The following is a 21,356-nucleotide window of genomic DNA, read 5'->3' on the forward strand; positions in this document are numbered from 1 at the left end:
TGCGAAAATATTGCCGTCGATGACCGCAGATTTAGGGTAGAAATTTAGAAGCTTCGTCGAATCCATAAACAGAAGAAGGACATCGCCTTTGGATAGAGAAATTGTCGTTTACCACAACTACAATTTCCAAGAAAAGGAGATGTCCCAATCTCATGGTATCCCTCTACTTGCCTATCGTCAAGTTCATTTTAGCCTTGAAGCTGGAATTTTCTAAACCACAGCTTGGTCATCTGTTTACCCTCATTCACGGCATCATTCTTTGTGCCGGCCGTAAAAATATGACACAAATTCAGCAAGCTGCCCGAGGAGATCGTCACCTCAGTAATGTCACGAATTTTTTGAATCATTCGCCATGGTGCGTTAATCGCATGCAGCGCCGACGCATGCAATTCATAATGGATAAGATTCGCGATAAACGAGCAAAGAGCGGTGACACTCGACAACTTGTATTCTTCATCGTGGATGATACTTGCTGTAAGAAGGAAACCTCGACGAAGAAAATGGAAGCCCTCAGCTTTCAATACTCACACGAAGCCGGAAAATCAGTCTGGTGCCACTGCGTTGTCACTGCTCACATTGTAAGCGAAGGCAGTTCCTATGCTTGGGATTTTCGTCCCTATTACCGTGAAGAATATTGCGAGGAGCACCGCTTATCATTCAAAAGCAAGAACGATCTCGCTCTTGAAATGATTGAAGCATTCCCGGCTTCGAAAGACGAACAAGTTTACGTTCTGATGGATAGCTGGTACACCAGTGAGAAGGTCATTAATGCCTGTAACCTCAAGGGTTTTCATGTCATCGCCGCTGTAAAGACGAATCGACTGATCTGCGTCAGCGGTATAACGATCTCCATGGTTGATTTCGCTGTCCAGTATCTTCGCAAGTCTGACCTCCGCTCCGTTACGGTGGAAAGTCAGGGAACGTACTGGGTTTATGAATATGAAGGACCATTAAGCGAAATGGAAAACGTCAAAGCTCTGCTGTCTTGGAAAGATGAATATGCCGATTCGAGCAAACCTCAGGTTTGTCTCCTGTGTACGGATTTAAGCTTGGATCTCGTCACGATCCAACGCTATTATCACGTACGATGGAACATCGAAACCGGCTATCGCTATTTCAAAGAACTGCTGGGCTTTGACCACTATCAGTTGCTCTCATTTGCAGGCATTCAACGGTTTTGGACCATTCAGTATCTGACGCAGAACTTTCTGGAATCTCAGCGTCAGGACTGGATGAAGAGCGACAAGCATCTTACGCTTGGAGATGTGGTGTACAGAATCCGGCAAGAGTATTTCGGGCAGATCATCGTATACGTGTATCAACAAGCCCTAGAGAAAAAGCCCCTATTCGACATCCTTAAGCATCTCAAGATACCTGCCTGAGCAAGCGAGTTTCCCGTCATGCTACAAGTCTGCCCATTTTCGAAAGTTTCGTTGGAAATCGCAAGACTCAAGTTATTTAATTAAAGCAAATCAAGTTCATCTCGATAATTATTGTAACATACGGACGAACTTCATCCCTTTTTTCGTCACTTCTTTTGCAATAGAGGCTCCATCATGTTTTCTACCCCTACGAGCCCAATCATGGTCAGAAATATTTTTTGCACTCCGTAATATGCATCTGTCGGATCAAACCATTCATCTATCGTATGACTTCCTCCGTTTGAGCCGCCTCCACCCAAGGTGACCGCTGGAACTCCTAAACTAATGGGCACATTGGAATCCGTACTGCTTGGTTCGCCGAGCAGCGGTTTAAAACCAAGGGCTTCAGTTGATGCCAAAGCAGCTTGAACAATAATAGCTTCTGCCGATTGGAACCCTGCAGGGCGATCTCCTACGAGTTTAATATCCACTTGAATCGCATCGTTTTTCCAATGCTCATTCTCTTCTTTTGCTGCTTCTTTTAAAAAGGTTATTACTTTCTCCTCCAGCTTCAGTAATTCTTCCGGCGAAGTAGAACGCATATCGAGCAGCATTGCAGCCTCGGCGGCAATGGTATTAACGGAAGTGCCGCCGCTTATCGTTCCAACGGTAAACGTTATTTTTGGCTCCTCTGGCACGTTCAGTTCAGATATTTTAGCAATCGCCCTTCCCAGAGCATGAATCGCGCTTGGAAGTCCGAAGGCTCCGTAGCTGTGGCCCCCTGGCCCCTTATAAGTAATACTGTACCTGCGGGAACCTGTTCCCAAATAAGTCGTGCGGGAAGGGTTCCCTGGCTCAACGGATATAAATCCATCTAAGTCGAGCTGCTCTCTGAAAATCGCCTTTGTTCCCCGTAAATCTCCCAATCCTTCCTCTCCTACAACACCGCCGAATACAATGTCGCCCTTGGTTTGAATATTGGCTTTATTTAATGCTCTGGCAAGCGCAAGAACAGTCGTCAGGCCTCTGCAGTCATCAGCGATCCCCGGTCCAATGTACTTCCCGTCTTCCTTTCTAACCGTCGTATCCGTACCTTCAGGAAAGACAGTATCCAGATGGGCGCAAACAAATAGTTTAGGTCCGTTCCCTGTCCCCGGACGGACTCCGAAAACATTCCCTTCCTGATCTGTCCGGATATCCTTTAAGCCTAAATCTTCCAAACGTTTTTTGTAATATTGCGCACGAACGTGTTCTTTAAAAGGAGGAGCCGGAATTTCTGTAATGGCAATCTGATCTGCCATTGTAGCATCGTTGTCCGATTTTATAAATTCCAATCCTGCTATTACATGTGTATCGGTTAGGAGATTCTCATATACTTTCTTCACATCGTTGGAGATGAAATAAGCTGTTTCATTCTTCACACGCTCATTGTCGATACTCATTCTTAATGCCTCCTTAAAATGATGTTTCACCTCAACCAATAGCCTTATCCAGCGAAAAGCTTTTCCAATTCGTCAACCAAGGAACCGACATAAGCGACAGCGCTCCGAATTGGCTGCTGCTGCGACATATCGACACCAACTAACTTCATAAGATCAAGCGGCCGCATACTGCCTCCTGCCTTAAGCGCTTCAAGCCAACGATCGACCGCCGGCTGCCCTTCCTTGCGGATGATAGATGCTGCTGCTGTAGAGGCTGTTAAACCAGCAGCGTATGTGTACGGATAAAGTCCTTTATAATAGTGCGGCTGACGCATCCACGTCAAGCTGGCCCCCGGATCTAATTCCACGGCATCTCCCCAAAACTCCGAAAGCACTTGACCTTTCAACAAGGAAAGCTTTTGGGCGGTAAGCGGTTCATCCGCCTCAGCTGCCGCATATACCCTGCTCTGCATATCTCCTTCGAGCAAATGGGTTACGAAGTTGTGATAATAAGTATTCATGAGTTGAAGGATGACCCAACGCTTCAGACGAAGATCGTCGGATTGTTCCGTCAGATATTGTGCCAGAAGGAGCTCGTTCATGGTCGAAGGCGCTTCGATGAAAAACATGGTAGGTCTAAAATTCGTATACCGCTGATTACGCGAGGCAAGCATAAGATGTCCGGCGTGTCCTACCTCATGCGCCAATGTAAATGCACTGCGCATATTGCCCGACCAGGTGATCAGAATGTAAGAGTGTGATCCATACGGAGTGGCACAAAACGCACCTGTTGATTTCCCGATGTTGTCCGCATAGTCAACCCATCTTTCTGCCAGTGCTTGTTCCACGATTGCCGAATACTCCGGACCCAGCACCTTCAAGGCGTCCATAATGATGCTACCCGCCTTCTCAAAGGAAATCGGCGGGCTGAACTCGGGATCAAGAGGAGTGTGCAAATCGCAAAACAGCATTTGCTTAAGGCCTAGCTCCCGCTGCTTGAGCTTCGCAAACCGGCGCATATGAGGGGCCAGCTCCGTACGTATAATATCCAGAACATTGCGATGCATCTCTATGGTAACCTGTTGAGGCTGAAGCAGCATATGGGTAACCGATTCATAACCCCGCAGTCGCGACATCACAATTTGCTTCTTCACTTCTGTAGCATAAACAGCTGCAAATGTATTCTTGTACGCCTCTAACGTCCGTGCAAACGATTGATAGGCGGCACGACGAAGGATTGTGTCCGATGACAGCGCATAGTCCGCTTCGTATAATGCGAACGAAACAGGCCATTTCGTGCCTTTTCCATCCTCCGCAGGAGAAAAAGACATGTCCGCCAGCTTGCTTCGCAGGTAAATCGTTTGCGGCGCTTCCAACACTTCACCGAGTGATGCCAGGACAGCTTCCGTGTCCGGATTCAGCCGGTGCGGTTTTGTTTCAAGCAAATCCGTTAAACTCTTCCGAAATGCCGCCAAGCCAGGCTTTTCCACCAAATAGCTTTCAATCGTTCCGTCCGGTAAAGCCAGCAGCTCCGATCGAATAAACGAAAGCGCCGCACTTACTTCCGAGACGACATCACCCACTCGCGCCGAATTGGCTTGGTGAATCGGATTCGTTCCATCTTCGGAAAGCCGTAAGCGCGCATAAGTCGCTGTCTGCTGGATACGAATGTGAATGGCTTCTTCCGCTTCCAAACAGGCAAGCACTTTGTCCGCTCCTTCATGTAGTTTATCCTTATAGTTTAGCACGGAAGGAACCAGCTCTTGAATACTCTGCAATTCCGCTTCCCATGCCTCGATATTCGGAAACAAATCATCAAGGTTCCATTGTTGCTCCGTCATGACCTGGTCTCGCGAACTTCTCTCTCTCATCGTTTCTTTACCTCCAATAGGTTTACGCAATTAACGTGAATCGAAAGCGCTTCGCAGCCCGTCGCCGATAAAGTTGAAGCACATGATCGTCAAGAAAATCATGAAGCCCGGAATGAATGGACACCAAGGCGCTTTGGTCATGATCGTCAAGCTCTGCGCGGATTGGAGCAGATTTCCCCAGCTCGCCGTAGGGGGTTGAATCCCGAGTCCAAGAAAGCTTAAAGTCGATTCCGTCAATATCAAGCCGCCCATCTGCAGGGTGGCTGAGACGATGACCGGAGCCAAAGCGTTCGGCAGTATATGCCGAAAAATAATTCGAAAATCGGACATCCCGATAGTTCGAGCCGCATCCACGTACTCACGGTTTTTCACGGTAAGGATTTGGCCTCGCAATAGCCTCGCTTTGGCCATCCACCCGAAGACGATTAACACCATGATAATATTGAAGAGACTTGGCTTTAATATGGTGACAACGGCGATCAGGACAAATTGCTGCGGAAATGACAGCATAACGTCCGTAAACCGCATCAATAATCCGTCAATTTTACCGCCATAAAAGCCGGCTATAGAACCAACCGTTATCCCGATTATAACATTGAACAGAACAGCGAAGATCCCGACGGACAAGGATATCCGTGCGCCATATAGAACACGGCTGAGTAAATCCCGCCCCAAATCGTCGGTTCCGAACCAATGCCCCTTACTCGGCGGCTTCAGCTTATTTAGCAGATTCTGCTCCGTCGGATCGAATGGAGCGATCCAGGGCGCTAGCAGTGCAAGCACGATAAGCCCCACTATGATGAACAAGCTGATCAGCGCCGTCTTGTTCTGCTTGAACCGTTCCCACGCCCGGTTTTTGGGCAAGGCCGTCTGCAGCACTTTGTTGGAAACAACTACATCCATCGCCCTCACACCTTTACTTCCTTTTTATTAAAGCTAACTCGAGGATCCAGAACGGCGTACAACAAGTCAGCTAATAGATTGCCGAACACATGCAAGAAGGCACCGATCGTCGTGATTCCGAAAATAACCGGATAATCCCGTTGGAATGCCGCCTCGATAAACAGCCGACCCATCCCGGGAATACTGAAAATCGATTCCGTGATCAAGGCTCCTGCGAAAAACGTCGGCAGAGACAGACCTAACAAGGTGGCCAGCGGGATCAAGGCATTTCTCAAGCCATGCAGCATAAGCACCCTTCCATTCATTAATCCTTTTGCCTTCGCCGTCCGCACGTAATCCTGGTTGATGACCTCCAGCATGCTGGAGCGGACATATCTCAGCCAAAACGCGACTTCGTGCGACGCCATCACGCACACCGGCATAATGAGATGAATGATTCGATCCGGCAAGCTGAACGGAGCGTTAATCGTCAACAATCCTCCGGACGGCAGCCACCCAAATTTTACGGAGAAGAGCAAAATGAGCAGCAAGCCAAGCCAAAAGGCGGGTGTGGAAATCCCTACAAACGTGATGGCCGATACGATCTGATCCAATCGGGAGTTGACTTTCACCGCGCAAAGTACTCCGAGTGGAACCGCAATGATTATAGCTGAAAGGAAAGCAGACACCGTGAGGAGCAGCGTAAACGGAAGCCGGTTCACAATCATTTGGTTAACCGGTTCATGCTTGATAAATGAAGTTCCGAAATCCCCTCGCACCATGCCGCTGACCCAATTCCAGTACTGAATAAGGAGCGGTTGATCCAACCCGTAGGCTTTCATCATATTTTCCTTGTCGGCGGCCGTGATGGTCGGATCATCCAGAAGATGGGAGAGCGGGCTTCCCGGAGCCAAGTGGATAATGAAAAACGAGATGATCGTGATGCCAAACAAAATCGGGATGGCGTTCAGAAAACGCCGCAGCGCGTAGTTAGCCATCGTTGGTCACAACCTTCATTATTTTGTAAAATACCAATTTTCGATATCTTTCAGGTTGGATTTTTTCGGATTCATACCTTCCAGTTTGACCGGATAGGCCATTGTATCCGTAGGTGAGTACAGGAACGAATACCCTTGATCCTCGGCGATCAACGAATCGATTTTAGCAAGCGTTTCTTTCCGTTTGTTGATGTCTAATAATCTTAAGTCTTCGTCGATCAGCTTATCAACTTCCGGATTGCTATAGTTAGCATGATTGTTACAGCCTGCGCAATTTGAGGAGGTATGCCATGTACCTTTAGGGTTCGGGTCGCCGTTTCGATTCCAACCATAAACAGTTGCTTCATATTTGCTGCTGCGGACGTTTTGTGAGTAAGCGGTATTCTCCATCACACGTGGTGTAACGGTAATTCCGACTTTTTTCAGATTTTGCTGAATCACCGTTGCGATTTTCTGGCGCTCAACGCTTGCTTGGCTGACCAACAGTTCGAATGCTAAGGGCTTCCCGTCTTTCACCAAAACTCCATCGCTTCCAGGCTTCCAACCGGCATCGGCAAGCATTTGCTTCGCCTTCGCCTCGTTATAATCGAACTTCGGCACTTTGTCTGTATAATTCCAAAATGGCGGAGGAGTCTGGCTGTTAACAATCACTCCCTGCCCCTCGATGACGTTGCTGATGATGCCTTGACGATCAATAGCCGTAGTGATCGCTTGGCGAACTAATTTGTCCTTGAAAATCGGGTGATTGTTATTCCAGGCAATAGCCGTGTAGGAGGTGGTGGGAATGCTTTCCTTCAGCTTGATTTTCCCCGATTTTTGTGCGAATTCCTTGATCGCTGCAATGTTTTCGCCGGTAACGAGATTGACGTTAATTTCTCCGGTTTGCAGCTGCGCCATCGCAACGTTAGAGCTTGGAATCACTTTAATGGTGACTTTTTCAATCGAAGGCTTGCCTTTGAAGTACGTTTCGTTGCGGACGAAAGTCAAGTATTGCCCATCCTTCCACTCCACTAGCTTATAGGGTCCGGAGCCAACAGGCGACTGCTTGTAGAACGGCGACTTTTCTATCTCTTTGATCGGCACGTCTTTCAGCACATGCTGTGGCACTACCGCATAGGCCAACATACCGTAATATCCAGCGAATGGCTCTTTAAACGTAAACTTGACAGTTGTATCATCCACTTTCTCGATTTTTTGCAGCTGCTCGAAGACACTTTTGCGCAAGCCGACATAATCCTTGCTAATGGGAATGTTGTAACTGAATACGACGTCGTCAGCTGTTAGCGGATGGCCGTCGGAGAAAGTGATGCCTTTGCGGATTTTAACTGTTAATTCCTTAGAATCGGAAGAAACCTGAGGCATGCCATCCGCCAGATCCGGCTCTATGTCTTGAAGATCAGTTAATTTGTACAAGCCGTTGAATACGAGCTCCTGTATCTCAGTCGATACTTGCGACGTAGTCCAGAGCTTCATCCAACCCTGATGTTCGGTCGTGTTGGAGACGATGATTTCGCCGCCGTCGACCTTATCCTTTTTAGAAGAGGTTGTCCCGGCGGATGGTGCGGACGACTCTTTTTGAGCGGTGTTGCCCCCCGCCCCTGTGCAGCCGGCTAAAATGACGATGGCACCCATCATGGACGCAATCACGATGGAAGCAAATTTTCGATACGGTTTGTACGGCATTTTTTTTCTGTTCCCCTCTCATTTTTCCTGAATTTTTAAACGAAATGGCACGAGGCATAATGCCCAGCTTCTGTTTCCTTAAAAGCAGGCCTTTCGATTGAGCAGCGATCAACGGCATGCGGACAGCGCGGATGAAATGGGCAACCCGCAGGCGGATTGGCTGCACTCGGCACTTCGCCTCGCAGCACCATCCGTTCCCGCTTGAGGTCAACGTCAGGCTCTGGCACGGAGGACAGAAGCGCCTGGGTATACGGATGTTTCGGATTTTCGAACAGCTGGTCCCTGCTCGCAGTCTCTACGATACGTCCTAAATACATCACCGCTACGCGGTCTGAAATGTTTCGCACAACGCTTAGGTTGTGGGAGATGAACATGTAGGAAACTTTCGATTCCTTCTGCAAATCGCCGAGCAGATTGACGATTTGGGCCTGAATGGATACATCCAAAGCGGATACGGCTTCATCCGCCACAATGAGCTTCGGCTTTAAGGAGATCGCCCTGGCGATGGCAATACGCTGTCTTTGACCTCCGGAAAACTCGTGAGGATACAATCGGACGACATTTCTGCTGAGGCCTACTTTTTCCAGCAATTCTTCCGCTTGCCGCATGGCCTCTGAACGGTTCATTCCTTCTTGAACAATCATCGGTTCGGCGATAGCGTTCCCAACTGAAATCCTCGGGTTAAGCGAGGCGAATGGATCCTGAAAAACACACTGCAGGTTTTTCCGAAAAGGCCGAAGCTCGCGCTGGCTCATCGAACCTATGGAGACTCCGTTAAAGAGGATTTCGCCTGCGGTTGGATCCAAGAGCCGTAAAATCAATCGACCCAGCGTCGATTTCCCGCAGCCCGATTCGCCTACGATTCCCAGCGTTTCTCCTTCGCGTACGATGAAGTTCACTTCGTCGACGGCCTTGATGGAGCCCTTCTTGAAGCTTTGGTCGATCGGAAAATACTTTTTGAGTCCTTTTACTTCCAGAAGTGGAGTGGTCAAGCCGATTATCCCCCTTTACTAGCTATACAAGAATGCAGCGGACTTTATGGCCGGGGCGATATTCCCTAAGCTCTGGCACTTTCTCGCGGCATTCCGCCGTTGCCATCGGACAGCGATCCATGAATCGGCAGCCTTCCGGATAGTGTCCGGCAGGAGGTACCGTACCTGAGATCGGGCTTAGCTTCTCAATCTTTCCATGCATACGCGGGGTAGAGTTCAGCAAGCCCTTCGTATACGGATGAATCGGCGATGTGAACAATGTCCGAACGTCGGTAGTTTCCACAATCTGTCCGGCATACATGACGATCACACGGGTCGCCATCTCGGCCACCACTCCGAGGTCATGCGTAATAAAGAGAACGGACATATCGGATTCTCTCAGCAATTGCCGAATCAGATCGAGTACCTGGGCTTGAATCGTCACATCAAGCGCGGTCGTCGGCTCGTCGGCGATGAGCAAATCCGGCTTGCATGACATGGCCATGGCCAGCATGATCCGCTGCCGCATGCCGCCGGACAATCGATGCGGGAATTCCTTCCGAATTCGCTTCGGCTCGGGGAATCCGACCCGGCGAAGCCATTCGTCCGCAATGGTGACTGCCTCAGTTTTCGAAACTTTCAAATGACGGACGATCGATTCGGTCAACTGCAAGCCGATCGTCAGCACCGGGTTCAGCGAGGTCATTGGCTCCTGAAAGATCATCGCGATTTGCCGTCCGCGGATCTGCGACATTTCCCGGTAATTGAGTCCGACCAGATTACGCCCCCGAAACCGGATTTCACCTTTGGAGATTTCCCCCGTTTTAGGCAATAGCTGCATGATGGACAGCGACGTCATACTCTTGCCGCAGCCCGATTCGCCAACCAGCGCCACTACTTCTTTTGGCCCAATCTCGAAGTTGATGACGTCTACTATGGTTGTTACCTTCTGTTTGTCTCTAATTACCGTTTTGAGATCTTTTACTTCCAAGATCGCTTCAGCCATGTGCTCACCTTCACTTTATGGAGATTCGCCGAGTCCTAATATTAAAGCTTAAAGCTCCAAATGCTGCCGAAAAAATTGCGCGACTTTCTCGTTCATCAGGATGTGATTCTCGAGCTTTTCTGTCTTATGCCCCTCGTCGTCGAAGACAATCAACTCAGCTTGCTGCCCTCTTGCTATCATATCTGCATACATCTGTTCGGATTCGCTAACCGGCACGCGAGTATCGTTTCTACCATGAAAGATTAGCAAGGGAGCTTTAATGTTATGAGACAGATTCAATGGAGCGATCTCTTCAAAGAAGTCCGAATCGTCCGCCAAAGTGCCGTACTCCATCTCCCTTAGCTTCCTGCGCCAAAGTCCGGTATTTTCCAGAAACGTGCGGAAATGCGAAATGCCGACAATGTCTACGCCTGCCGCCCACAAATCGGGATATTGGGTCAACGCAGCGAGCACCATGAATCCGCCATAGCTTCTGCCGATAATACCGATTTTCTCGCTATCCACAGCATCGATTCCGGCTATGTCTTTGACCAGCCAGGCCAGATCTGCAACGGAGTCCAGTCTTTTTCTTCCGTTATCCAAGTTCATATATTCATTGCCGTACCCTGAGCTTCCCCGAACGTTGGGTACGAATACGGCAAAACCTTGTCCGGCCAAGTACTGAACGACCGCATTGAATTCATATTTGGCTTGCGATTCGGGACCGCCATGCACATAGACAACAGCAGGCGATTTCTTCGCTTCCTGCTTATAATAAAAATAAGGAACCTTGAGCCCGTCAAACGAAGAAAAGGTGCGCAATTCCGGCTCTCGCCAAGACGGATCATCTCCTTCTGTCCGGCCGAAATGAGTAAGCCTTTCCAGGGAATGGGTTTCCACGCCGTAGCGGAATATATCCCCCGGTAAAACTGGACTCTTCAGAGTGAAAATCAGCTGCCTTTCATTAAACCATGCGATCGAGTCGATCACGCCTTGCGGAATTTCTGCGATTACATCGGATTGTCCGGTTGTCACGTCGTATATGTGAAGGATTGAAATACCGCCTTCGTTAACCGTATAAGCGATCGTGGTTTCGTCGGGAGACAGCTTGGCTTCCTCGATATCCCATTTGGGGAAATGCGCCAGTTTGGTCAGCTCACACCTCAAAGTAAAACGATATAAAGCCATTGTGTTCTCCGCAGCGTCGGACAATAAATACCCCAAGCTTCCATCCTTCACTATCTGCACGGACTCATAACGGCTCAGAGCTTCAAACCCGATCCTTGTCGTACCGCCGGAATTCAAATCCAGAACATATAACCTTTGCAAATGACTGCCTTCCCGACATTTGATCAGCAGGCTGTTGCCGTCCGGCAGCCAGCGTTCGGGATCGCATCTGCCTTCGAACCGGTAGACGACTTCGGTTTGTTTTGTCTCTACATCTTGCACGAACACATCGAAATATGCGGGATTCCTGCGATTGCTGGACCAGGCAATTTTCTTCCCGCAGGGGGACCAACCTCCCAAGTAATGAAAATACTCCGGGGCTATCATCAATTCTTCAACCGCTCGAGTTTCATTATCGATCAGATAAAGCTGCTGCTTTTCGTTTCCCTTGTAGTCCATGCCGATGACGATTTTATCTCCGTTTGGAGAATGACTGACATCCATCACCGAGTCGGGCATAACGTTGAATTGTTCACTGCGAGATTCGGCTGCATCCCAGTACCAAAGCTGAGGAATTCCGGTTTTTTTCGATAAGAATGTTACCTGTTCCTTGTGCGGAACAACCTTCGGAGAATAGGCGGAGCCAATGTCAAGATAAGCTTTAAAAGAATGAATTATTTCTGTCACGTCTCTAATTGTCATCTGTTTTCCCTCCTTTTGAAAAGAATTATATAAAGATCAAGCAATTTTCATGCCAATACTCAGGAAATCCTGTTTTATAGGCTTTGGAGAAGATCAACTTTATTTTTGCATCGACTCATAGTTTAATGAATATTCTGACTTTAATTCGGATGACATAGCCCAAGTGAAGGCGCGGGAGTATGAATTCTTCATTGCTTCAGTTCCAACTCCATCATAAATGGACATTCAATGGCAATTTTGTTTACATAAAAATTTGATAATTAATTCGAGCAATATTCGTGCCAATTATTATATTTTCGTTGTTCTTACACGTTTTGAGTACAATAATATTAGTGGAAATGTGTTAATTGGTTTTCAGGGTAACCTATTCTTGAATTTATAACTCTATGTACAACAGTAAAATGTCACATTTTATTCCATATTACATGCATAATTTTTACATGTCTAGATACTTTTTCACACAATCCAATCAATCGGAGAGAAAAAAGCCATGGAACTTATCGTCCATGGCATAGTTGTTGGTCTAATTTCCTTCTTCTTTTATAACATGGATAATACGGCTTTTGGAACTTTACACACGACGCTGTATGCGGGATTGAATACATTAGCTACCTCGTACTCAACAGCCTGGCCCATAAGGAGGCTTGCTTCCGAATCCGTTAAGCCGTAATCTTCCTTAAGCAAAGACAGCATTTCCGTCGTTGCATGCTGCAGCGCTTGGTCCAGCGGCCTGGCGTTGCCGATGCAAAACAAATGTGTTTCGGATTCGCCTCTCGGCCACCCGATTGTTTTTCCTTTCAGCACCCGAACCGTGAAACGGACATCCAAGGAAATTTCCACACCGGTACCCACAATTTCCCCGCAGCCTTGAACGGCATGCCCATCCCCAAGATGAAAAAGCGCTCCTTCCGATAAAACCGGAAAATAGACAGTAACACCGGATACAAGTCCTTTATAGTCCATATTTCCGCCGTATACACCGCTCGTAGCCGTTGAAATGGCCTGTCCCCTGGAAGGCGCCACCCCAAAGCATCCCAGAAATGGACTTGCCTTCAGCTTCAAATTGACCAGACCGGAAGTGGGCTTCTCCAGAAAAACCAAATCTTCCTGAACAGACCACCGAGTTATTTCGGATGGCGGTAAAGCAGCGGCAGCCGTGGGATCGACGACGTTCGGCGCTAATACGCTGGACGTCCAACCCCAGCCCCGGTTGGGGGTCATCGACTCTAGCTGAATAGCAAGCGTATCTCCAGGCTGTGCGCCTTCCACATAGAATGGCCCTGTCATCGGATTGCCTCGTCCGGCCACGCTTTCCCCACTGTGATCCCAGCCTCTTGCATCAACTGTGTTTGTCACGACGGTATCCCCATCGGCAATTTTAAGCACGGGTTGATGTCCACCTATTGTGTTGTAGTAAATTTCGGGTTGAAAATGGTGTACTGTCATTATTCATCCTCCTCCTAAAATCTTTTTATTCCAGTATAAACGAAGTTCCTATGAATTAGCACTTAAAAAATCATGCTTATTTAAAATAGTCTTCTGAAATCCATTACTATCATCCAAATAAAAAAACATTCCAAAAATTTGGAAGGTTCAGATTGTCGAGTAACCCAACTCTTCAAGAGAGAGAGTCGCTGGAAGGATGAAAAACATCTTTCCAGCACGGGATTTCTTTTTTCAGAATGCTGGAAGACTGAAAAACAATCTTCCAGAGCCAATAAAAGGCTTGCTGGACCATATTCGGTCGCTGGAACGATGGAAAACATCTTTCCAGCGTCGATTTTCGTTTTCCAGAATGCTGGAAGGCTGAAAAACATCCTTCCAGAAAAATAGAAAGACCGTTGAGACTTTCTCGACGATCTGACCTTCCAAAAATTTGGAAAGTTCATCTTTGTTTTAACAACCTGAAATGTATGCTGTCCCGTTAACGTTAATCACAGTTAAGCCTTGTGAGTCTTTAGGACCGTTGTCCACTCTAATTTTCGAAACTTCCGAAACTTCATGCTCCTTAAGATCCTCTGTCAGCTCCGGCCGGAATGCTTCGGCAAGCACTCTGCCGTCGAAGCCTGATTCCGTACGAAGACCGATCAAATGGCACACCGTCGGTGCGATATCGACGATGCCGCAGGGTATGTCAGAAACGTGGCCTTGCTTGAAGCTGCCGCCGACGCCCAAACAAAAGCAATGTATATCGTAAGGACTCATTGTGCCGTGCGTGGAACGAATCGGTGAAGAAGTGAGCGCCTGAATCATACCGGGTACGCCGAATTCATTCAATTCGCTATCCCATTTCGGTTGGATCGCAAGAAGCGGAGCGCGGCTGTGCTTGATTGGTCCGAGCAGATGCTCAAGCGGCAGCACGCCCGGCAAATCCTGATATTTCGAAGGTCCTGCAAACACTAGACTGCACCATTCTTGAGCCTGCAGCCATTCGACAATGGCGGCGACATCCTGATCCGACGGCTCTTTCCCTTCGGGAGCATGCAAGTAATTGCCAGTTGTGATAAAGCCGGACTGCAGTCCCAATGCCTCGATGGCTGTTTGCAGATGTCCTTGAAGAGAGCCCTGCGCTTGCACCGTGGAATGCCCATGATCGCTTATCAGCAAGATGTTCAGCTGTTCGCCCAGGCCTTGTTCTTCGATGGCTTTGAGCACCTCAGACACACAATAGTCGACCAATTGCAGTGCTTCTTTGTTTTCCGGGGACCCGATTCCATAGTCATGCTGGCTCATGTCAGGCTCGGACAACCATAACACCATGACTTGATTATTCGGGTTTTTCAAATGAATATCGGTCAGCGCCCGTGTAGCCCAAAGTGCGCGCTCCTTCTTCACTTTGCTTTGTTCTTCGGGAACGCCGCCCAATTGGGTATGCAGCTGTTCAAGCTCACCAACTCCATACCAGGAGGACGGATTCACGACCAGTTCAGGGTGATTCAAGTTCCACAAGAGCGATGCACCTGGCGAGCTAGAAGCAGCAACAGCGAGACATGTTCCATGCTCGTGCAGACGATCGCCCAAGGTCGGACGCAGAATGAACGGCTCTGACTTCATCTGGCTGTAAGACAACAGGTGCTTGTCGTTTCCGGTTTGAACAAATCCGTCTTCACCGAAGCCAGGCACGTATTTCAAATTGCTGACAACGCCATGACGTCCGGGATAAACCCCAGTCGTCAAGGTTGTCATACTGACCCTTGTTTCCGACGGATATGCGGCATGAAAAGAGGTGAACAACGTACCGCTTTCCATCAGCTTCGCATAAGTCGGCATAAGCTCAAGGTCGACACTGTCCGGTCGCAAGCCGTCCGTCCCGATAATCAGCACACGACGGTTCGCTGAATGGCTCTCAGCTTTAGACACCATGTGGTTGCCCTCCTTGCGATAATACCTCTACTTTATGAAGCTTAACCAGAGAATCTCCGAACGGCTCCGCTTTTAATACGAATGGGAAGCGGTCCAAGCTTAAACACAATTCAAAGTCTTCAGGCGGAGCGGAAGCTCCGTCGCGAACGTCGAGAAATTTACCGGTCTTGCTTTCATGGCGCATAAAATGGAGGATGGCTTCGTAATCGTTAGGTTTCCCTTCCAAGGCGTTCTTCACATAGATGGCGAATAATGTATCTTCATCCGCCTCTTCCACAGCATCCCAGCCCATACACACCAGGGACACGTGATCCGGATTTTTCGCACGGATGTAATCGATGATGGCCTGTGCGTTGACAAAACTTCCCGTTATAATTTCATCGGCGTGAACGGCATTGACAATTCCTTGTGTACCCGCACTTGTCGTATGCACTACGGTTTTTCCGGCAAAATCGACGGATTTCACGGTGGAGGGGGAGTTGCCGTAATCGAAGCCGGGTTGAATGAGGCCTCCCCTTTCTCCCATCAAAATATAATCGGGGTTTTCCCGTTTCAGCTCGTAAGCCGTCTCCATGCTTCCCACCGGAAACAGATCTTTAACGCCGTTGTCCGTTACATAGCATGCGACCGAGAAGGCTCGAAACACGTCGATGATGACCGTTAAGCCTTTCGCCTGCTGCGCCCCTTCGACGAAATGGTAGATATTGATTTCCATAAACTTATGATATCCTTCCCTGTGGATCCGTGCCACCCGTTGTTATTTGATGTACCCTCTAATCTTGTCCGCCGCTTCCTTCATCGCTTGCTCGGCAGGGATATTGGTCGTAACCGCTTTTTCCATGGCTTTATCGATTTCCGTCTCAATCCGCTTCGTTTGTTCCAGCGAAGGCACTTCTTTGGCGTAATCCAGCTGTTTCAATGCAACTGTAAAGAGCGGAAATTTTTTATAATAGTCTTGCATTTCCGTCGATTTCTCCGCGGATTCGCGAATCGTCAAATATCCGGATTTTTGCGAGAAGTAAATGGTCTGCTCCTTGGACGTCATAAACTTGATAAACTTCCAAGCCGCATCCTGCTTTTCCTTGGACGTTTTGGCCAAAATCGCCAGGTTGGCTCCGCCCGTAGGAGTCGCGTATTCATTGAATTTGGGCAGGAACGTAGCGCCTAGCGAGAACTTCGCGTTGTTCATTACTGTCGAAAGGCTGGCTGTACTCCCGATGAAGAAGGCGACCTTGCCGCTATAGAAGCTTTGATCCAAGCTTTGACCTGCTCCAGTGCCGCTTGTGCTCGTTCCGCCGACTGGAGGCATCATGGTCTTATCTTTATTAACCATATCAACCCATAGCTGCAATCCACGCGCCGCTTCGGGCTTGTCAAGCAATACAGTCTTCATGTCAGTCCCGAGCACATTGCCGCCTGCGGACCAAATCATCGAATAATCGTACCATCCCGACATACTGGCGGCAAAGCCGAAGCGCTCTGTTTTGCCATTATTGACAACTGTCGCTTTTTTCGCTGCGGCAACCAGTTCGTCCCAGGTATGCACCGGATCTTCCGGATTGAGTCCAATTTCCTTCATAATATCTTTATTGTAATACAAAATCGGTGTGCTGCGGTTATAAGGCAGCGTATATTGCTTGCCGTTCAACGCTGTGTTAACCATCAAGCCTTTTTTCAAATCTGCGGCGTTAAAATCCTTATCGGTTTTCACATAGTTGTCCAAAGCCAGCAGGGCGCCATTTTGGGCAAATGCCGGCCATACGCGCGTATTGAGCTGAACAATATCCGGAACGTTTCCGGCCACTACGGCAGCCTGCAATTTTTCCCCGGTTACGTCATAGCTTTGCTGGAATACCGGTTTAACCACAACCTCGGTTTGTGATTGATTGAACGTATCGATTTGCTGCTTCAGAACGTTTCCTAAATCGCCGCCCATAGCGTGCCAAAATTCGATTTCGACGGGTGCCTTCTTAACAGCAGCAGCTGTGCTAGCCGGATTTGCAGACGTGCTCGCGTTACTGGTGGTGGCAGCAGGCTTAGAGCTCGCGCATGCCGAAGCGACCAGGGCAAGAGAGGTTAACAATACAATACTTTTCTTATTCATGTGCAGTTGCTCCTTCTCAATTAAAAATGGTTGGTAGTTGCAAGAATGGCGGTCTATTTTATGCCTGTTGTGGCGATTCCCCTGACGATGTGCTTTTGAACCATCAAGAATAAGATAATCAACGGAAAAATAATGAGCGATGATGCCGCCATCACCAAATTCCACTGTGTTCCCTTGCCTCCGCCCTCCTCCGAGATCATGCTTGCCAGACCCACCTGCAGCGTTCTCAGCTCTTCGCTGTTCGTTATGACAAGCGGCCAAAAGAAGTCGTTATAGTGCCAAATGATGCTGAGCAAACCAAACGTAAGGATCGGTGACATCGATAACGGGAGCATGACATGCCAAATGATTTGCATATGATTGCACCCATCGAGCGTGGCCGCCTCCTCCAATTCTTTCGGAACCTGCAGAAAGGCTTGTCTCATCATAAAAATGCCGAAGGCGCTGGCGCAGAATGGAACGATCAATGCCCAATACGTATTGAAGATACCGATTTGTTTAATGATCAAAAAATTAGGAATAAACGTGACATAAATCGGGACCATCATCGTGGAAAGTACGATCAGAAACATCGTTTGCCGGCCCTTGAAGCTCATGCGTGCAAAAGCATAGGCGGCAAGCACGGAGCTGAGCAATTGAAGGATTGTAATCAGGATCGTCATCGAAACGCTGTTCCCGAAATATCTCGCAAAAGGCGCAGCCTTCATCACGTCGGCATAGTTCGACCAATGAAACATGGCCGGAATAAACTGCGGCGGGAAAACGAAAACCTCGTCATAGGCTTTGAACGATGTGACGAACATCCAAATAAATGGAAGCGCCATGAACAGTGAAAGTACGGATAAAAATGCGATAAGCAGCGTATTTTGCACCTTCTGCAAGCTTCTCATGAGTAATGCACCCACTTTTTCGAGACATACATTTGCAGCCAAGTGATCAGAAACAATACGATAAACAGGAACACCGATACGGAAGACGCATAGCCTACCTCAAAAAACTGGAATCCGAATTGATATAAGTAATAAATCAGCATGTTCGTGCTGTCAGCCGGCCCGCCATGGGTCATGGTGAACACCATATCGAAATCCTGGAACGAAGCGAGAATAGCTACAATCATGATGAACAAAATGTAGGGTGAAAGCAGGGGCAGCGTAATTTTGAGAAAGATCTGCTTTTCCCCGGCTCCATCGATCCTGGCGGCTTCATTCAAGTCTTCGGGAATGTTTTGCATACCGGCGATCAGCAGTATCGTGTAATACCCGACGACCTTCCAGACCTTTGCGATAATAATCGCCGCCATTGCCCAGCCCGGCTTGGTCAGCCAAGGAATTTGCGGCACTCCTAACAGACCTGTAAACCAATTGATTAATCCGAAATGCTGATCGTACATCCATATCCACACCGTACTGACTGCAACCATTGGCGTAATATAGGGCAAAAAAATCAAGCTCCTGAAAAAGCGGATCCCCTTCATTTTTTTATCTAGCAGCACGGCCAGAAGCAATGCGGCGCCAATCGTAAAGCCGACTGAAAAAAAGCCGAACACCAGCGTATTTCGGACGACCTTCCAAAAGTCTCGGTCTCCCAACATTTTTCGATAGTTGTCCAAGGCGACCCAATTGAAATCTACCGAGATTAAATTCCAATCCGTTAAACTCAGTACAAACGTCATGATCAACGGCAGAAGCACAAATATAAACAGAAACAACATCGCCGGAAATACGAATATATAAGGTGTCAGTAGACGGTAGAATTTTCCTTTCCTCCGCGACATTTGCTTTGACAGCTCAGCAGGCACTTCGCTTATCCCGCTTGTTACAGCTTGTCCATCCACGTCATTACTCTCCTTTCAACTTGATATTATTCATTGTAAGGGGCAAGTGTTTTACGAAAGTTATCACAGTTTTAATATAAAATAAATATAACAATGACATTTATGCAGTATTGTATAGATAAAATCTATAGTTATGAGGAGTCGGGAAATTTGTTTACTTTGCAGCAGTTGAGAATAGTAGTATTACTCTCCGAATATAAGAAGCTTACGGCCGTCGCGGCCCGCCTCAATATCAAACAACCGTCCGTCTCGTTCCATATGAAGAAGCTTGAGGAAGAGGCGGGGGTTCCACTCTTTATTCATAGGCACAAGCTGATACTATTTACAGAAGAAGGCAAGGCGCTGCTTCATTACGCCTCCCGTATCGTCTCGTGGAGCGAGGAAGCGGAGCAGGTGCTGTCCGATTACGCACAGTCTAAATTAGGAAAAATTGTCATCGGTTCAAGCAATACCCCGGCAACGTATTTACTTCCGAAGCTGCTGGGGAAAATGCGCGAAGTGTATCCCGAGGTCAATATCGTTTTGCAAATAAAGAATACGCCTCAAATCGTGGACATGGTGAAAAAGTTTGAAATTAATTTCGGTCTCGTCGCCGAGAATAAAATCGATGATCCGGAGCTGGTCATTATTCCATTGGTTGATGATGAGCTTGGTCTCGTCGTCTATCCGGATCATCCGCTGGCGCAAACCGAAGTGATCGGACCGGAGCTGCTGCAGAACGAAAAATGGATTTTGAGAGATCAGGACTCGTCTTCACGCCGAATGATGGAAATATGGTCCGGCCAGTATCAAATTGACAACAAAGGCGGGATGGAGCTGGGGACAACGGAAGCCATCAAACGCGCTGTCATATGCCGGCTGGGCATTTCCGTTTTATCGAGGTTGGCTGTTGAGGATGAGGTGAAGAAGGGGCAGCTGATTTATAAAAGCTTGGATTCTCGAACATTGTCCAGAAGCATATTTTTCATTTACCACAAGAACCGGTTTATTACGCCTATCGTTAAAGAATTTATTCATTTTTTTGAAACCGCGCGATTGTAACCGCGAAAATGACCCGTACTGAAGGTGATCCGAAGGTACAACAAAGAGGCAGCTACTCTCGAAAGGAGTAACTGCCTTAGATACCTCTGTACATAAGATTCGCATTTTTACATTAATTAGCTTGTGCAGACAACGGATCGACGCCTGGATCTTGTCCTTGCGCTATCGATTGCAGGCGAGGCATGTAATGCATCCATCCTTTTTCATGTGGGGCAACTTCCGATGCCGGCAGATCGTAGTGCGTCAAAACCAAGAGAGTGCCATTGTCTTTGGGGAGTAGACTGAATTCAAGGGTGCTGGATCCGGGAGGCAGTACCTTCGATTTCTCCCATCCAAACGACATGACGATTTTCTCGTTCGGGATCATTTCCTTATATTCACCCATGGCAATATCACTCCCGTTAATATCAATGCGAAATTTACCGCCGATACTCGGGTCGAGTAATACGTGACGTCCCATCCAACGAACTAATTTGTCAGGGTCAGTAAAGAAGGAGAACAATGTCTCCGGATGGCATTCGATAAAAATCTCTTTCTTGATCGTGTCACTGCTGTTGATTGAAGTCATGCTTTCTCCTCTCCTCCTCTTCCGCGGCTTCCTTTAAGCGCATCAAACTGTCATCCCAGAAGCTCTCGATATACTGCATTAATTCGGCAAACCCTTCCCTCCTAATCCCATAAAATCGTTTGGTGCCAGCTCGCCTCACCACGACGAGTCCGGCTTCTTCCAAAACTTTAAGATGCTGCGATATGGCCGGTGCTGAAACGTCAAAATGCGAAGCAATGGCACTGGAGGTCAGCTCCCCATCACGGACGAGATGTAAAATATCTCTGCGCCTGGGTTCCGTTATTGCTTGAATGGCTTTATCTATCATATTTATATTTTAGCATATACTTAATTAAGTGTCAACTTAAAATAAGTATTTGAAACCATCGAGGTTTTCCTTTTGAGAGGATTTCGACATGCTATGTC

18 protein-coding genes are annotated in these 21,356 nt (G+C 47.9%); 2 read left to right on the plus strand and 16 right to left on the minus strand.

Annotated elements, in window-relative coordinates; translation table 11 throughout:
• Nucleotides 1-152: 152 nt before the first annotated feature.
• Nucleotides 153-1,382, plus strand: coding sequence for an IS701 family transposase (locus BLV33_RS10255; RefSeq protein WP_090788734.1), 1,230 nt, complete (start codon nt 153-155; stop codon nt 1,380-1,382).
• 146 nt (nt 1,383-1,528) lie between these two features.
• On the opposite strand, the gene BLV33_RS10260 is transcribed toward BLV33_RS10255, so the two are convergent.
• The 14 genes from BLV33_RS10260 to BLV33_RS10325 form a co-directional block, all read right to left on the minus strand.
• A complete protein-coding gene (locus BLV33_RS10260) occupies nt 1,529-2,803 on the minus strand; it encodes a M20/M25/M40 family metallo-hydrolase (protein ID WP_090790686.1) in 1,275 nt (424 codons plus the stop codon).
• 44 nt (nt 2,804-2,847) lie between these two features.
• Complete coding sequence (gene pepF / locus BLV33_RS10265) at nt 2,848-4,653, minus strand: oligoendopeptidase F (protein ID WP_090790689.1); 1,806 nt, start codon at nt 4,651-4,653, stop codon at nt 2,848-2,850.
• Nucleotides 4,654-4,683: 30 nt separating this feature from the next.
• Nucleotides 4,684-5,556 (minus strand): oligopeptide ABC transporter permease, encoded by an 873-nt coding sequence (gene opp4C / locus BLV33_RS10270; protein ID WP_090798841.1) that lies wholly within the window; start codon nt 5,554-5,556, stop codon nt 4,684-4,686.
• Between the two features lie 5 nt (nt 5,557-5,561).
• A complete protein-coding gene (locus BLV33_RS10275; RefSeq protein ID WP_090790691.1) occupies nt 5,562-6,533 on the minus strand; it encodes an ABC transporter permease in 972 nt (323 codons plus the stop codon).
• A gap of 18 nt (nt 6,534-6,551) precedes the next feature.
• Entirely contained in the window at nt 6,552-8,216 is a 1,665-nt protein-coding gene (locus BLV33_RS10280) for a peptide-binding protein (RefSeq protein ID WP_090790694.1), read from the minus strand.
• Nucleotides 8,217-8,251: 35 nt separating this feature from the next.
• On the minus strand, nt 8,252-9,208 hold the full coding sequence (locus BLV33_RS10285; RefSeq protein WP_090790696.1) for an ABC transporter ATP-binding protein: 957 nt from the start codon (nt 9,206-9,208) through the stop codon (nt 8,252-8,254).
• 22 nt (nt 9,209-9,230) lie between these two features.
• The gene (locus tag BLV33_RS10290) at nt 9,231-10,193 is read right to left on the minus strand and encodes an ABC transporter ATP-binding protein (protein ID WP_090790698.1); all 963 of its coding nucleotides are present in this window, start codon (nt 10,191-10,193) and stop codon (nt 9,231-9,233) included.
• A gap of 48 nt (nt 10,194-10,241) precedes the next feature.
• Nucleotides 10,242-12,041: a S9 family peptidase gene (locus tag BLV33_RS10295; RefSeq protein ID WP_090790701.1), complete on the minus strand. Its 1,800-nt coding sequence runs from the start codon at nt 12,039-12,041 to the stop codon at nt 10,242-10,244.
• Between the two features lie 540 nt (nt 12,042-12,581).
• Nucleotides 12,582-13,487, minus strand: coding sequence for an acetamidase/formamidase family protein (locus BLV33_RS10300; RefSeq protein WP_090790703.1), 906 nt, complete (start codon nt 13,485-13,487; stop codon nt 12,582-12,584).
• Nucleotides 13,488-13,937: 450 nt separating this feature from the next.
• Complete coding sequence (locus BLV33_RS10305; protein WP_090790705.1) at nt 13,938-15,404, minus strand: alkaline phosphatase family protein; 1,467 nt, start codon at nt 15,402-15,404, stop codon at nt 13,938-13,940.
• Nucleotides 15,394-16,119, minus strand: a complete 726-nt coding sequence (locus BLV33_RS10310; RefSeq protein ID WP_090790707.1) for a 2-phosphosulfolactate phosphatase — start codon at nt 16,117-16,119, stop codon at nt 15,394-15,396. Before BLV33_RS10310 ends, BLV33_RS10305 begins: the two co-directional genes overlap by 11 nt.
• 42 nt (nt 16,120-16,161) lie before the next feature.
• Nucleotides 16,162-17,508, minus strand: coding sequence for an ABC transporter substrate-binding protein (locus BLV33_RS10315; protein WP_090790709.1), 1,347 nt, complete (start codon nt 17,506-17,508; stop codon nt 16,162-16,164).
• A 53-nt stretch (nt 17,509-17,561) separates the two neighbouring features.
• The gene (locus BLV33_RS10320) at nt 17,562-18,398 is read right to left on the minus strand and encodes a carbohydrate ABC transporter permease (RefSeq protein WP_090790711.1); all 837 of its coding nucleotides are present in this window, start codon (nt 18,396-18,398) and stop codon (nt 17,562-17,564) included.
• Nucleotides 18,395-19,342 (minus strand): carbohydrate ABC transporter permease, encoded by a 948-nt coding sequence (locus BLV33_RS10325; RefSeq protein WP_253187023.1) that lies wholly within the window; start codon nt 19,340-19,342, stop codon nt 18,395-18,397. The genes BLV33_RS10320 and BLV33_RS10325 overlap by 4 nt, the downstream gene beginning before the upstream one ends.
• A 150-nt stretch (nt 19,343-19,492) precedes the next feature.
• Between BLV33_RS10325 and BLV33_RS10330 the strand changes: the two genes are divergently transcribed.
• The gene (locus BLV33_RS10330) at nt 19,493-20,383 is read left to right on the plus strand and encodes a LysR family transcriptional regulator (protein ID WP_171909093.1); all 891 of its coding nucleotides are present in this window, start codon (nt 19,493-19,495) and stop codon (nt 20,381-20,383) included.
• 112 nt (nt 20,384-20,495) lie between these two features.
• Here the strand turns inward: BLV33_RS10330 and BLV33_RS10335 are convergent, their stop codons facing one another.
• Together BLV33_RS10335 and BLV33_RS10340 are read right to left on the minus strand one after the other, a co-directional pair.
• Nucleotides 20,496-20,951, minus strand: a complete 456-nt coding sequence (locus tag BLV33_RS10335) for an SRPBCC family protein (protein WP_090790717.1) — start codon at nt 20,949-20,951, stop codon at nt 20,496-20,498.
• Complete coding sequence (locus tag BLV33_RS10340; protein ID WP_216234744.1) at nt 20,929-21,258, minus strand: ArsR/SmtB family transcription factor; 330 nt, start codon at nt 21,256-21,258, stop codon at nt 20,929-20,931. The genes BLV33_RS10335 and BLV33_RS10340 overlap by 23 nt, the downstream gene beginning before the upstream one ends.
• Between the last annotated feature and the right edge of the window lie 98 nt (nt 21,259-21,356).

The sequence above is a fragment of the Paenibacillus sp. GP183 genome (assembly GCF_900104695.1).
In the GTDB taxonomy this organism is placed as follows: Bacteria; Bacillota; Bacilli; order Paenibacillales; family NBRC-103111; genus Paenibacillus_AI.